The sequence below is a fragment of the Pseudomonas sp. E315 genome, assembly GCF_055406205.1.
In genome coordinates this window covers 141,054-156,171 of record NZ_JBUZPJ010000013.1, presented here as the reverse complement: position 1 = coordinate 156,171, position 15,118 = coordinate 141,054, and the positions used below count along the sequence as shown (strand labels likewise).

Sequence of the window (15,118 nt, the reverse complement as noted above, 5' to 3'; positions counted from 1 at the left end):
ACAATCTCTTGGGCGTTCACTTGCGTTCCCCCGAGCGCTGAATGACAGAGGAAGTGTAGCCAAGACCGCAGAAAAGTTATTTCGAGAACAGCACACTAGCATGGGTCTCTTTAACGTATTGATCTGCTTCCCAGTGCTGCTGATAGGTAAGGCTCTTCTCTAACGCTAAGCGTTGTCCTTCTTCCTTATTCAGAACCGCCGTTATTTCACGCAGATAGCTTTTTGAGAGCAGCGGCACGATTTTGCGAATGTCGTACTCGAGGGCTGTAGAGGGATTATCAACGTAGTCGTTTAACCACATAGACAACAGTGCTTTTTGTTGCGTGGCTTCTGCGTGTAAACGTCTGGCTAGCCGCTGTACGTTGTTCAAGGCTGCAGTGGCATCATCTGGCAGCAATGCTTCAAACTCGCTTAGTTCCATTTCTTCTTCTAGAACATTAAGTAACTCGCCTTTTATCAGTCTTGATTCAGGCACTTCTATATCCGGGCTGTCTTCGCTGGTGTTGGTGTTGGTGTTGCTGGTGTTTCCCTGCCTTTGGGTGATTCTTAGTGCTCTGTTTTTAGGCCATTGAGCAAGCGACTCGATGAGATAACGCTGAATAAGGGGAGAGTATGCAGACACACTTGCGCCTAAAGCGCGGGCAAAGGTGAAGTCATCAATTTCCTGTTTTAGCGAGAAGCGCCTTGAAGTGTCCAGCAGTGCGGCGGGGGGAGGTACGGAGTCCTGATGAGTTTCGCGCAACGTGTTGATATCTGTGCCGCTGAGCTGCAAGACAGGTTCGACCATCGCTTGTGTGATGTTTTGGGCGTCAGGCCCCAGACGCCTTATGAGTTTTAGGTCGCTCCAGTCGTAGGGGGTTTCGTGTTCAGCGCGCCAGCCTCCAGCACGATTACTCAACATTAGCGGCGTATAAGCATCCGGGTCACTGGGATGCTGCAGTCGCCACTGCTGGGTTTGCTGATCAAGTTCGACCCTATGTGAGTGGTCATCAAGCTCCAGGTATTGGTTCTGTTCGTGCTGATACAGCCCTTCGGCGTTGGCTCGCAAGCCTGCGGGATACGGTTTTAAGTGGCGATAGGGCACCAAGTCCGGGTTCCATAGACGAAACCCTCCGTTCGCTAACCTGACCTTTATCAACGACGTTGTGAAACTTGCGGTCTTGAATGCTCCCACGGTGACAGCGGCCAGCGCGACGCTGTCCACGACATTTAGCAATTCCTCCAGAGCGCGAGTGCTGTCGTGTCTGCGCCAAGCAGCAAAGCCGTTGTAAACCGTGCTAACGATTTGGGGGGCGCTCACGACTAATAAAGCCATCCCCACAACAGGGATGAGAGACAGCGCAAAAAACAACACGGATTTACCCATGTCTATGTAGTGCTGGCGGCGTTTCTGCCGCCCGACCTTGTCGGCCTGCGCAGTGGGTACCGCCAGTACCGCCGCATTTTCTTTAATCTGGGTGATTCGTTGTTGTGCAATGCCTTCGAAGAAGTTTCCTTCGATAGGAATGCGGTAAACCGGCTCTTGTATACCAAAGGGAGTGATTAAAATGGAGGGGCCTTCGCCGGACTCAGCCCAGTAAGGCTCGCGCACTGTGTATAACGTGCCTGTAGAACTCAGAGGGAAAAGGCTTCTAAAAAAATGTTCGTACTCACTATTTTTTAGGCGCTCAGCCAGCTTGTACTCCAGGTCCGTCATCGACGTGTGTTTGCGAAATACTTGTAGTGGGTCTTCAGGGATGTACAGCACTTGGTCTTCATTGGGGTTCGCACTCCCAATGACTAAAGCGCCTGTAATTTTTATAGAGTTAATTTCAAGGTGGCTACATTTCAGGCTTGGATGTTGGCCCTCGCTTAGAATGATGAGCAAATCATCGTAGAGAGGTTTTTCGATCTGATTTTGTAAATAAGCAATGTGTAACGCGACCTCAAACGTGTGTTGGTCATGCACACTGAAAAGTTGATGTACCTGCGTGGCGGTGCGGGTAAGGCTTGGGGCCGCAGGGGGATTAAAAACGGCATTAATATGTGTTTGATACTGCTCGCCCACATCTAGGTGGCGGCACAGGTTCGCAAATTGAAGTGCTGTGACGGTGGACTGTTTTTTACCTTTTTTTATCGGTGTGTAAAGGCAAGTTCCTTCGTCCATGCCGCCGGGTTGAACCTCAGAGTCATCGAAGTTTTGTAGTGCTGCTTCCAGAAGCGACTGTTGGGTGGTTGCGGCGTGATTTTTGATCAGGCCAGCCAAGTGTGAGTTCTTCCATTCGCGTTCGAAAATGATGTTTTCAATGTCTTGCAAGTGAGGGAGTTCTTTTTGAATAGCCTCCTTTAGCAAGGGCTTGGCAAACGCTGCAGGGCTTTGCAGAACGTCCATGAGGTCTTTCAGGTCGTGCCGTGACTGGTTGTTCTTGAGAATGCTGAGCCGCAGAGCCCTCAGTAATGATGGCTCGGCTTGCGTGATCCAGCTTGGCAACTGCTCTTTAATGAAATCTGAATGGATGCCCAATGGGGCTACAGTGGGGTCGATAGTGGGAGGCGTTGCAGGGGGAGTGCTCATCGATCAATACCAGTGAGTAGGGGTTGTAGGTTCACAACAGCCTAAGCAATGGCTTTTTAAGAAGGTGTTAACTATGTAGTACAGTGCCAGGCTGTATTGAACATAGGTGCGGGCTCTCTATCGTTAACGCGATCAATCAATACACTCTCAGCGCTAAGAGGAGAGCTGGCTGATCAAGGTTCAGAATAATACTCTCGGATCTCTTGTTCGCCATAATTGTAGTCCAAACGTAATTCATCGCCTGCGGCGATATCTTCACTGGCAAATAGAGCGGTCATTTTTAACCGTGTCAGCGTTTGTTGATAGGTTGGAATATTAACCGCAGAGTTATCGATTATATCAATATCGAAATCGACACTTTCAGTGTTGTAACCTGTTTGGGTGTGTCTCACAGGCCTGCCTGCTTCATACTCGAAAATAGTGTTAATTCGGGAAAGAATATTATCGCCAGAGATTATTTTTGTATTGGTAAGTTTTCTTATTTGTGGAATGGCATCAGGGGGTGGAGACGATCTGGCTTCGATACTTGATGCGTAGACATCTTGTAGAGATTGAGCTGTTGCTTCGAGTATTACTGTGCCGCCATAAATACCAAGTGGCTCCCCCTTATGTATTGCTGTTTTGGCGACTACTGTGTTTTGCCCCAGCAAACTCGACTCCTCAGGAAACTTTTGAAATGCCGCAGTGAAAGGGACGACTTTAATTTTTTCATCATACAGGCTTGCCACTTTTTCATAACCTTGCCACTTTAGGTAAGGCTCTAATATCTCTTTGTAGTACGTCGTGTTGGACGCATCTGAAGTGCTGGATGCTTCGATGAACTTGATTCGCATAGGTTGACCTGAAGCGTCACGGATCGGGTATCGACCGTTATTGGTACGGTCGTAATGGCCTGTATAGTTCCTGCCCGCTATGTAGGTTTGTATCGATCGCATCTTTGCCAGGTCTTGCGCGGTGTAAGGCACTCGCACCGGATTAATATCACCAGGTGTATAGGTGTCATGGATTAAAACCATCGCTGAATTTACGTTAACGTGTGGAGCAATAACGGACGGCGCTGCAATCGGCTGGTCATCCATGCCACCCAAGAGCAAACCTTTATTTTCATCGATCTCCCAATGACCTTTAGCGTTTCTATTGATATAAGGCTTATAGGCTCTGAACCGGCTCCGTGCGTCAATAAGCTGCCATCCCAGCGTGTCTGATTTTACTTGGTAGTGTTTTCCGTCTTGCCGAATGTAGTAGCGGTACGTGCCATCAGGTAGGGGCTGACTTTGATAAATGTTATCGCCACGCAAGATCGGCTTAGCAGGTGGCTTTGGCTCTGCAAAAAGCGGGTCGAGCGGGTGCCCAGTTGATAGGGCTAGAACCACTGGGCGGCGAGTATTCCTTATTAGGGGTTTTTGCCATTGTGCCCGGTGCAGCAGCGCCCGTTGCACCGTTCGTTCAAGGGTGTCGGCATTGGTGATGTCAAAGGCCTGTGTAGACAGCGTTTTTTCAATTGCACTAAACAGATCGGTCGGCGTATGCAGTTGGCCAGCCACGGCATCGTGAACAGCATATTTATGGTCTTTGCGAATCAATAGGTACTGTTTGGGGGCATTTTCAGGGCCAAGAATGCCAAGTGTTTTGCCATTGATGCTGGTATCGCGTATTTCAATGCGGAGCGATGTTGGCCAACCCGGCAGTTTTTCAAGGGTGTTCAATATGATTCTGAGGCTTGAGATGTTATAGGCGCTGTTGAGGTAAGCATTTTGAACAGCTCGTCTGGCTTGTTTCTCTTGCACGTATTGAGACGCTTCCCAGTGCTGTTGGGGTGTAAGGCTTTGCTCCAGCATTATTCGCTGTGCTTGCTCCTCGTTTAAGACAGCCGTCATTTCTTCGAGATGACTTTTTGAAAGCAAGGGCATAATTTTTCGAATGTCATATTCAAGCTTCGAGCCAGGGCTGTCGGTATAGTCTTCAAGCCACATAAGAAGTAGATGTTTTTGTTCTAGCGCTTCTTCATGCAGTCGTTTAGCCAAGCGTTGAATGTTACTTATGCTCTCGCTCGGCATTTCTGGCAGCAAGGCTTCGAACTCGCTCAGTTGCATCTGCTCTTCAAGTACATCCAGTAGCTCGCCTTTTATAAGTCTCGACTCAGGTACATTGATGTCCGTGTTTTGTTCATCGGAGTGGTTCTCCTGATCTTGGGTGATGTTCAGTTCCTTGAGGCTCGTTAGTTGGAGCAGCGTTCTTGTCAGATAAAACTGAATAAGTGGAGAGTACTGACTAAGGCTGGTACCCAAGGCCCGCTCAAAGGTGAAGTTATCGATTTCCTTTTCCCGGTTAAAACGCTTTACGGTATCGCGCAGTGCCGGTGGCGGACGCACGGCATCGTGATGAGCTTCGCGCAAGGTAGTAGCGTCGACGCCACTTAGCCGAAAGATCGCTTCGACCATGGGCTCAGTAATGTTTTTCGCGTCAGGGCCAAGGCGTTTGATGAGCTTGAATTCATCCCAGTCGTACGGGTTTTCATGTTCGCAACGCCATCCGCCAACCCCGTTACTTAGCAGGGGGGGAGTGTAAGCCTGCGGGTCGGTGGGATGCTGAAGCCGCCATTGCTGGCTTTGTGGATCAAGCTTGATCACATGAGACAGATCGTCAAGTTCCAAGTAGTGCTGCTGTTCGTGATGATACAAACCTCGGGCGTCAGGCTGAGTGCCGTCTGGATAGGGTTTTAATTGGCGATAGGGCACCAGGCTTGGGTTCCATAGCCGGTAGCCGCCATTGGCCAGCCTGACTTTTATAAGAGAGGCGGTGAAGTTTGTGGTTTTGATTGCACCTGCGGTGGCGGCAGCCAATGCGATGTCGTCGATGACATTCAACAGCTCATCCAACGCTTGATCGCTGTGGTTGCGGCTCCAGGCAGCGAAACCGTTATAGACCGAATTGATGAGTTGAATGCCGGCTACGACTAACAGAACTTCTCCCACAAGAGGGATGAACGACATGGCAAAGAAGAGCACGGACTTGCCTGTATCAATGTAGTACTGGCGACGTTTTTGCCGGGCATGCGCGTCAGCATCTGCGGTGGCGACGGCGAGGGTGCGTGCATTGTCTTTTATCTGAATGAGCCACTGCTCGGCAGCGCCTTCAAATAGGTCTCCCTGAATGGGAGAGAAAATGACTGGCTCGTTCAGGCCCGAGGGTGTGACTAAGACCGGCGTGCCTCCCCCTGAACTACTCCAGTAGGGTTCACGCACCGTAAATGTGGAGCCATGATGTTTTAGGGGGTAAAGGGTGTTGAAAAACTTGGCGTAATCAGGCTCTTTCAGGCGCTCAGCCAGTGTGCTCTCAAGGTCTAACTTCGAGGTGTGTTTGCGAAGTGCCTGGACAGGGTCTTCGGGAATGTACAAGATTTGATCTTTTGCCAAGTCCGAATCGCCGATGATCCATACCCCTGCCATCACCACATGGTTAATGGCCAAGTGACTGCACCTCAAACTTGGGTGTTGGCCTTTGCTCAGCAAAATGAGCAGATCATCGTAAAGCGCTTTTTCGATCTGCTTTTGCACGTAAGCGATGTGCAGCGCGACCTCAAAGGTGTTTCTCCCATGCTCACTAAAAATCCGCTGTACCTGCTTGGCCGTGCGGGTCAGGCCGGGAGTGGCGGGGGGATCAACAATTGTGGCGATATGTTCTTGGTACTGTTTACCCAAGTCCAGACGACGACATAGGTTTGCGAACTCAGCGGCCGTTATGCCGGCCTGCTTGGGACCTTGTTTAGTGGGCGTATTCAGGGTGGTGCCACTTGCCATCCCGCCGGGCTGCCCCTCGGATGCTTCAAAGTTCTGCAAGGCCGCTTCAAGAAGCGATTGGTGGGTGGTCGCGGCGTGGTTCTTAATAAGACCGAGCAGGTGCGAGTTCTTCCATTCGCGTTCGAAAACGATGCTTTCAATATCCTGCACATGGGGGAATTCTTTTTTGATGGCCTCATGCAGCAAGGGTTTGGCAAACGCTGCCGGGTTTTGCAGTGCGTCCATGACCTCTTTGAGGTCGTGCCTTGAATGATTGCTCTTGAGAAGGCTGACGCGTAGCGCTTTGAGCAGTAGCGGATCTGCCTGGCTGATTCCGTTTGGCAGCTGTTCCTTAATGAAATCGGAGTGAGCTGCCAGCGGCATAGCTGCGCTGGCCTTCACGGGTGGAGTTGCCTGAGGATTGCTCATCGATCAATACCATTGAGTAGGGTTGCGGGGTCGCAACACCCTAAACACTGGTTTTTAAAGAAGGTGCTAACTATCTAACTCAGTGCCAACGTGCTTGAAGGGCAAGATCTAGCAGGCTGAAGGTGTAAAACCGACCATTGCCGTCGGAATTGGTTATTTTTTGTGCTATATTCCGCGCCCGCGATTTTTCATCTCAACACCGGTCATCGACATGCAAGCAGCCAAGCCTTTATTTGACTATCCCAAGTACTGGGCCGAATGTTTCGGCCCAGCGCCATTCCTGCCTATGAGCAGGGAGGAGATGGATCAGCTCGGCTGGGATTCATGCGACATCATCATCGTGACCGGTGATGCTTACGTCGATCACCCTTCGTTTGGCATGGCCATTATTGGTCGCTTGCTGGAGTCTCAGGGGTTTCGCGTTGGCATCATTGCGCAGCCCAACTGGCAGTCCAAAGACGACTTCATGAAATTGGGTGAGCCCAACCTGTTTTTCGGCGTAGCCGCCGGCAACATGGACTCCATGATCAACCGTTACACCGCTGACAAAAAAATCCGCTCCGATGACGCCTACACCCCGGGTGGCATGGCAGGCAAACGACCGGATCGGGCCAGTTTGGTGTACAGCCAGCGCTGTAAAGAAGCCTACAAAAACGTCCCTATTGTGCTCGGCGGCATTGAAGCGTCGCTGCGTCGTATCGCGCATTACGACTACTGGCAAGACCGTGTTCGTAACTCGATTCTGATCGACGCTTGCGCCGACATCCTGCTGTACGGCAACGCCGAGCGCGCGATTGTCGAAGTGGCTCAGCGTTTGTCTTATGGCCACAAGATCGAAGACATCACCGACGTGCGCGGCACTGCGTTCATTCGCCGCGATACACCAAAAGACTGGTACGAAGTGGACTCCACGCGTATTGACCGTCCGGGCAAGATCGACAAAATCATCAACCCTTACGTCAATACTCAGGACACTCAGGCCTGCGCTATTGAGCAAGAAAAAGGCCCGGTTGAAGACCCGAACGAAGCGCAGGTTGTGCAGATTCTCGCCAGCCCTCGCATGACGCGTGACAAGACGGTTATCCGTCTGCCATCTGTTGAAAAAGTACGTAACGACTCGGTTCTGTACGCTCATGCTAACCGCGTGCTCCACCTTGAAACCAACCCGGGCAACGCCCGTGCATTGGTTCAAAAGCACGGCGAAGTGGACGTATGGTTTAACCCGCCTCCGATCCCTATGACCACCGACGAAATGGACTACGTGTTTGGCATGCCATACGCACGCGTCCCGCACCCGGCATACGGCAAGGAAAAGATCCCCGCCTACGACATGATTCGCTTCTCGGTGAACATCATGCGTGGCTGTTTCGGTGGCTGCACCTTCTGCTCGATCACAGAGCACGAAGGCCGGATCATCCAGAACCGTTCCGAAGAGTCGATCATTCGTGAAATCGAAGAGATCCGCGACAAGGTGCCCGGCTTCACGGGTGTCATTTCCGACTTGGGCGGACCGACGGCGAACATGTATCGCATCGCCTGCAAAACCCCGGAAATCGAATCCGCCTGCCGCAAGCCATCGTGCGTGTTCCCCGGCATTTGCCCGAACCTGAACACAGATCACTCGTCGCTGATTCAGCTGTACCGTAGCGCCCGTGCGTTGCCGGGTGTGAAAAAAATCCTGATCGCTTCTGGCCTGCGTTATGACTTGGCGGTTGAGTCGCCGGAGTACGTTAAAGAGCTGGTGACCCACCACGTGGGTGGCTACCTCAAGATCGCCCCGGAGCACACCGAGGAAGGTCCGCTTAACCAGATGATGAAGCCGGGCATTGGCAGCTATGACAAGTTCAAGCGCATGTTCGAGAAGTACACCAAGGAAGCAGGCAAAGAGCAGTACCTGATCCCGTACTTCATTGCCGCCCACCCAGGCACCAAAGACGAAGACATGATGAACCTTGCGCTGTGGCTCAAGGGCAATGGTTTCCGTGCCGACCAGGTGCAGGCGTTCTACCCTTCGCCAATGGCGACCGCTACCGCGATGTACCACTCGGGTAAAAACCCGCTGCGCAAGGTTACGTACAAGAGCGATTCGGTCACCATCGTTAAGAGCGAAGAGCAGCGCCGCCTGCACAAAGCGTTCTTGCGTTACCACGACCCCAAAGGCTGGCCAATGCTACGTGAAGCACTGACGCGCATGGGCCGTGCTGACTTGATCGGCTCGGGCAAAGACCAACTGATTCCGCTGCATCAACCGGCTATTGATGGTTACCAAAGTGCTCGTCGTAAAAACTCGACGCCTGCTGGCAGCCATAAAGTTGCCAAAGACACGACCACTAAAATCCTCACCCAGCACACTGGCCTGCCGCCGCGTGCCAGCGATGGTGGTAACCCGTGGGACAAGCGCGAACAGGCCAAGGCCGCGGCATTTGCCCGCAATAAACAAGCCGCCAAAGAGCGTCATGAAGCAGCCAAAGGCGGCAAAAGCCAAAAGCCGACCCGCAAACCGGTCGTACCGCGCTAAACAAGCCATGTAGTCGCTGGCGCAGGCTGCGATGCGGCCTTAATCGCAGCCTTCGGTAGTGACGACTGGTTTTGAATGCCACATTAGCGCCAGCTTTCGAGCTGGCGTTGTGCATTCTGCGCGCTGAGAAGCCTGCCAGGCGCACGTAGGCCAATATACGTCTTGGTGTGGGGCGTTGTGATTTAAAACGTCTGAGGGTGCTACAAGAGGCGTCAGGCTAAGTGCGAGGATCAACAGCTGAGCTGCTGATCCTGATCACAGATCCTGTGGGCCGGGTTGTGGATAACCGGGCCGAGGGGGTTACGCTTTTGGTGCTTGATCTTCTGTGGTGTCGGCAGATTCTGCGGCGACTTCACCTTCTACTTCAACGTCGGTATCCAAATCGGTATCCAGTGCTACGGTGCCTTCTTCAGCGGCCGCTTTCTTGCGTGCCAGCTTTTCCTCTTTCTTCTGCTCTTTAGCCAAGTCTCTTTGACGCTTAGCGAAGTTGTAATTTGGTTTGGCCATGGGCGATCCTCTGGGCTCGAAGGTGAGGTTGAGCGGCGCGTATTCTGCCCTGTATTAGTGCTTAGCCGTTAGCTGGGTTTTTGCAAGGCTGTTTTTTTGCGCTGCAAACCCGACTCTACACCTCTAAAAAGCACGATGTGGATTAAATCTCTGACCGGGGTTATTCACAGGTTCCGCTGGCACCACAGGCATAGGCCGCCATCAAAGACGTCAACAAGGCAGGAAGTCCCATTACTTATTCCCCCAAAAAAATAAAAAGTTGGCCTAAGGTTATGGGCTTGCCATTCGTTTGGCTGGTTGATTGTTTCGATCAAGGCGATAGGCCGTGACTCAGGTCATTGGAACCTAAGCCTTTTTGGGGCAATCTCTATGCAAATTGTGGATTTTTAATACCCTGCCTTGGAGATACACCATGTTTGCCAAAGTTGTTGCGGTATCCCTTTTGACCCTGGCCAGTGGCCAATTGCTGGCGGCTGAGTGCGCTGTGACGGTCGATTCAACAGACCAAATGTCTTTCAACACTAAAGAAATTGTCATCGACAAGTCCTGCAAGACATTCACCGTGAACCTGACCCACTCTGGCAGCTTGCCGAAAAACGTCATGGGTCATAACGTTGTGTTGACCAAAACAGCAGACATGGCAGGTGTTGCAACTGACGGGATGTCAGCCGGCATTGACAAGAATTACCTCAAAGACGGCGATACTCGCATTATTGCGCACACCAAAATTATTGGTGCTGGCGAAAAAGACTCCGTGACCTTTGACGTGTCCAAGCTGAAGGCTGGCGAAGATTATTCGTTCTTCTGTTCCTTCCCAGGCCATAACTCGATGATGAAAGGCGCTGTGATTCTTAAATAAGACTCTGGTTTTTCCTGAACAGCCCTGACGTGCCTTGCGCCGTCGGGGCTGTTTGCATTCAGGCTCAAGCTGTTGAATCGGTCATTTTGAAAATGCCCTGCGCGTTACTGCTGTCAAAGTTCAAATCCAGTCGCCCCGTGTTCGTGTCGATCTTGCGCTGAATAAATTCGACAAACGAGCCGGGCACTTGATGTTCACGATAATGGCCTTGGGCATCAATCAGCCCACGCGCCACGCTGCACGCACGGTAAGCCGTTTGCATAACCCGACCCGAGGCCGAGGTTTCAATGCTGTCTTTCATAGGGCGTTGCAGGTCGCGCTGCTGGGCGACGCAAGCCTCCAAGTCCTGCACCCGATCCGTTAAATGGTTGAAGCTGTTGCCCTCGGTCGCAATCCACGCCATCTCGGCGCTTTCATTGAGCAAACACTGGTAATCGGCCTCAAGCACCACGCCATGTTGCCGGTCAAAGGCACGGTAAAGCGCAGGTAACAGTGTCCGCGCCTCACTCAGGGCGCAATGGCGGGTGAGTTGCAGCTGTGTGAGGATGCTTATGTGTTCTGCTTGAAGAGGGTCGCGACTGCTGCTGACCACGCGTGAAACGGCACTTTGAAAAGCTTCGCTGAAACGCCCCGGATGCAATTCCGACACAAAGAACTGCGCAATCTCCTCGGGCAGATCCATTTGGCGATAGCCCCAGCCGGTCATGTTCAGCTTGGTTAACGGGTAGGTGCGCACATCGGTAAAGCCTAACGGCTCCAACAAGCGGGAAAATGCCTGACGGCCGCGCGGCAGTTCGCCGTTTGATGGCCAATCGACGGTGCGAATGGCGCCGTGATCAAACACCACTTTGCGCCCTTGCGCTGCCTGCTCCTCAACGTAGCGGCGCCCATCAGGCACTGCGTCGACCAGCTTGTGGAACAAGCACAGGTTGAGCGCTTCGGCGAGCCATACCCGATGCAGCGCAGTAGCGCTGAAGTTAAAGTCATGCAGCGCTTCAGGCACCTGCACATGGGCGCGCAACCAACTGGCGTTTGGCTTGCCGAGTACAGACTCGACCAATGAAAACAACGCATCGAACGAAGGCATGGGGCAGGGCTCTGGCGACGGAATAGACGTCTATCAAAGCCCTTGAATGAGAGGCCGACAAGCGAAAAAAAACGTGGGGATCATTCCGTTTTTTCCGACTGCGATAGCCGTTGGCGCTGGCGAAGGTTGCGATCTGTAAAGCACCAAAAGATCGCAGCCTGCGCCAGTGCTAACGAGCAATGTCATGGCGCCAGCGGCATCTCACGTTTGTGCTGGGTCTTTTCGTAGGTGCTGCAAATGATCTTGAACGCCTGCTCACTCACCGGCTGCCCCTGCAAGAAGGCATCAATTTCGGCGTAAGTCACGCCGTGGGACGCTTCGTCAGGTTTGCCGGGTGCGAGGTCTTCGAGGTCGGCGGTGGGGACTTTTTCAACCAGTGATTCGGGGGCGCCAAAGTAGCGCGCAATGGCGCGAACCTGATTTTTCACCAGCCCGCTGAGCGGGGCGAGGTCGCATGAGCCGTCACCAAATTTGGTGAAAAAGCCCATGACTGCTTCTGCCGCATGGTCAGTGCCGATCACCAGACCGCCAGTGGCGCCCGCGATGGTGTATTGAGCCACCATGCGCATCCGCGCTTTGGTGTTGCCCAATACAAAATCAACGGCAGCCGCAGGTTTGCCGTTAAATGCCGCGATTTCGGCTTTCAGGGCGTTGACCGCAGGGCCAATGTTCACGGTTTGGCGCTCGTCCGGGTCGATGAAGTCTACCGCTGCGGTGGCGTCGATCTCGTCGTACTGGGCCATATAGGGCAGGCGCACGGCAATAAAGCGATACGCTTGATCGCCCGTTTGTTCGCGCAGTTGTTTAACGGCCCGCTGAGCCAGCAAACCCGCCGTCAGCGAGTCAACACCACCGCTGATGCCCAGCACCAAGGTTTTTAGCCCGGCGTTGTGCAGGCAGCACTGGATAAAGGTAATGCGTCGTGCGACTTCGGCCTCAAGGGCTGTGGTGTCGTTAAACGGCGGTTGGACCTTGAGGTCTTGAGCAATCTGACGCTGTACGGCCTGCATGACTCACTCCTTGGCGGATTGTTCAGGAACATGGAAAACGTGTCGCAAATAGGCGACGAAATTCGGGTCTGAGCAGTGGGTTTTACCTGGCTCATCAGAAATCTTGGCTACCGGCGAGCCATTACAGGCGTTCATTTTAAGCACGATGCTCATCGGCTCAACCCCCGGAATGTCACAGGTCAGGTTGGTGCCAATACCAAAGCTGACATTGATCCGGCCTCGCAGAGCGCGGAAAATCTCCAGCGCCCTAGGCAGTGTCAGGCTGTCGGAGAACACCAGCGTCTTGCTCATGGGGTCGATGCCCAGTCGGTGGTAATGCGCAATGCACTTTTCGGCCCACAATACGGGGTCGCCCGAATCATGGCGCAAACCGTCAAACAGCTTGGCGAAGTACAGATCGAAGTCGGTTAAAAAGGCGTCGGTCGTGATGCAGTCGGTCAGGGCGATGCCCAATAACCCGCGATACTCGCGCACCCAGCAATCGAGCGCTGCACTTTGGCTGTCGATCAATCGCGGGCCGAGTTGCTGGTGGGCCATGATCCACTCGTGGGCCATTGTGCCCAAGGGTTTCATGTCCAGCTCGCGAGACAAGTTGACGTTACTTGTGCCGACAAAACGCCCTGGGAAATCGTGCTTGAGCACGCTGACCACTTCTTCCTGCACACGGTAAGAAAAACGACGACGAGTGCCGAAATCGGCCACCTGCAATCCCGCCAATTCGTCTGCGCTGGCATTGGCTTGCAGCCAGTCGAACTTGCGATATAGCTGCTCGCGCGCCTGAGACAGAACGGTGCCGGCATAGCGCGAGCGGTTACGTACTTCGCTGACAATCGACAGCAGGGGCACTTCAAACAAAATGACGTGCAGCCACGGCCCACGCAGGCGGATGAATAATTCGCCGTTTTCGATCCCGGTGTGCACGTAACGCAGGTTGAAGCGAAACAGGCCAAGAAAGCGTATGAAGTCGGGCGTCATAAACGTAATACGTTCTAAAAAGCCCAACTGATCCTGACTCATGCTCAAGTCAGCCAGCCGCTCTATTTGATGACGGATTTCTGTCAGATACGGGCGTAAGTCTTCGCTGTTACGGCAACGAAACTCCCATTCGACTTCAACGTTGGGGTAGTTGTGCAGCACCGCCTGCATCATCGTCAATTTGTAGAAGTCGGTGTCGAGCAAGTTCTGCACGATGCGATCGGCAAACACACTCTCGCTCATAGCGGGAATCTCCATGCTGGCCGTGCCTGATTGCCACGACGCTCAGCTCTTTCAATGAATGGTGCTAGTGGCGCATATCCACAGGCTGCTTTGCCAGCCTTTTCTACTTTGTTGGCGCTGGGGCAGGCTGCGATTTGTTTAAACACCAACTGTTCGCAACCTGTGCCAGCGCCTACAGGTTTACGGCTCATCCAACTGCTCCAGCATCCATTTCACAAAGTGCTTCACCTTGGGCACTTCTGCCGAGTGCTCGGGGTACGCCAGATAATAGGCGTCGTGACTTGGCATGGGATGTTGCCAGGCAATCACCAGCTTGCCGTCGGCCAGTTCTTCTTCGACCAGAAACCTGGGCAGCAGTGCAACGCCGCAGCCAACTTGAGCGGCCCGAATACACATGTAAAAGGTGTCAAAGCGTGGGCCGTGATAGCTGTGGTCGGTGTGATATCCCTGACTGTCAAACCACTCATGCCATGCCTGTGGGCGCGAGGCATTTTGCAACAACACCAAGTCAGACAACTGCGTTGGATCGGTGAAGGCGCGCGTTGGCAGGCTCGAAGGCGCACACACGGCCACCAGTTGCTCGCCAAACAGTTTCAGGCATTCAGTGCCGGGGCGTGAAGCTTGGCCAAAATAGAACGCCATGTCGCTGCGCCCTTGCAGTAACTCGTCGGCGGCCTGCTCATTGCATAAGTCCAGATGGATATGCGGGTGACGCAGCCGCCAGCCCTTAAGCCGTGGCACCAGCCAACGGGCACCAAAGGTTGAGGGTGTGGACACGCGCAACACTTCGGTTTCTCCGCCGTAGGAGCGCAGCGTGTGGGTCGACATCTCGACTTGGGTCAGGATTTTTCGGACTTCTACCAGGTACAAATCCCCGGCGGGCGTCAGTTGCAGGCGGCGTCTGACACGACGAAACAGCAAGTGCTGTAACAGCTCTTCCAGTTGGGCGACCTGTTTACTGACAGCACTTTGAGTCAGGTTCAACTCTTGCGCGGCACGGGTGAAGCTCAGATGACGAGTCACAGCCTCAAAACACTGCAAGGCGGTGATTGATGGCAGGTGGCGTTTATTGAGCATTAAGCAGGCCTCGTTTTTGTTGTCAGCCGACGTTACCAGCGCAGCATGAATTTTCGGAATGATATCTCGCTTAAAGGTCG

9 protein-coding genes are annotated in these 15,118 nt (G+C 53.0%); 2 read left to right on the top strand and 7 right to left on the bottom strand.

Translation table 11 applies throughout. The features are described 5' to 3' along the window. Positions 1-76 precede the first annotated feature (76 nt). Both ACZRJQ_RS17795 and ACZRJQ_RS17790 read right to left on the bottom strand, forming a co-directional pair. Positions 77-2,554, bottom strand: coding sequence for a dermonecrotic toxin domain-containing protein (locus ACZRJQ_RS17795; RefSeq protein WP_463979640.1), 2,478 nt, complete (start codon positions 2,552-2,554; stop codon positions 77-79). A 173-nt stretch (positions 2,555-2,727) separates the two neighbouring features. After that, positions 2,728-6,762, bottom strand: a complete 4,035-nt coding sequence (locus tag ACZRJQ_RS17790) for a dermonecrotic toxin domain-containing protein (protein ID WP_463979639.1) — start codon at positions 6,760-6,762, stop codon at positions 2,728-2,730. A gap of 211 nt (positions 6,763-6,973) precedes the next feature. On the opposite strand from ACZRJQ_RS17790, the gene ACZRJQ_RS17785 reads away from it, so the two are divergent. Further along, on the top strand, positions 6,974-9,280 hold the full coding sequence (locus ACZRJQ_RS17785; protein ID WP_463979638.1) for a YgiQ family radical SAM protein: 2,307 nt from the start codon (positions 6,974-6,976) through the stop codon (positions 9,278-9,280). Between the two features lie 300 nt (positions 9,281-9,580). Here ACZRJQ_RS17785 and ACZRJQ_RS17780 read toward each other — a convergent pair whose 3' ends face one another. Further along, positions 9,581-9,787 carry a hypothetical protein gene (locus ACZRJQ_RS17780; protein WP_463979637.1) on the bottom strand — a complete coding sequence of 69 codons (207 nt, stop codon included), beginning with the start codon at positions 9,785-9,787 and terminating at the stop codon, positions 9,581-9,583. A 412-nt stretch (positions 9,788-10,199) separates the two neighbouring features. Between ACZRJQ_RS17780 and azu the strand changes: the two genes are divergently transcribed. Further along, positions 10,200-10,646, top strand: coding sequence for an azurin (gene azu, locus ACZRJQ_RS17775; protein ID WP_463979636.1), 447 nt, complete (start codon positions 10,200-10,202; stop codon positions 10,644-10,646). A gap of 64 nt (positions 10,647-10,710) precedes the next feature. Here azu and ACZRJQ_RS17770 read toward each other — a convergent pair whose 3' ends face one another. From ACZRJQ_RS17770 to ACZRJQ_RS17755, 4 genes are all read right to left on the bottom strand, one after another. After that, a complete protein-coding gene (locus ACZRJQ_RS17770; RefSeq protein WP_463979635.1) occupies positions 10,711-11,733 on the bottom strand; it encodes a 2-oxoadipate dioxygenase/decarboxylase family protein in 1,023 nt (340 codons plus the stop codon). Between the two features lie 182 nt (positions 11,734-11,915). After that, the gene (gene nadE, locus ACZRJQ_RS17765) at positions 11,916-12,743 is read right to left on the bottom strand and encodes an ammonia-dependent NAD(+) synthetase (RefSeq protein ID WP_463979634.1); all 828 of its coding nucleotides are present in this window, start codon (positions 12,741-12,743) and stop codon (positions 11,916-11,918) included. A 3-nt stretch (positions 12,744-12,746) separates the two neighbouring features. Next, positions 12,747-13,961 carry a nicotinate phosphoribosyltransferase gene (gene pncB / locus ACZRJQ_RS17760; RefSeq protein WP_463979644.1) on the bottom strand — a complete coding sequence of 405 codons (1,215 nt, stop codon included), beginning with the start codon at positions 13,959-13,961 and terminating at the stop codon, positions 12,747-12,749. A 180-nt stretch (positions 13,962-14,141) separates the two neighbouring features. Next, positions 14,142-15,038: a LysR family transcriptional regulator gene (locus ACZRJQ_RS17755; protein WP_463979633.1), complete on the bottom strand. Its 897-nt coding sequence runs from the start codon at positions 15,036-15,038 to the stop codon at positions 14,142-14,144. Positions 15,039-15,118 lie beyond the last annotated feature (80 nt).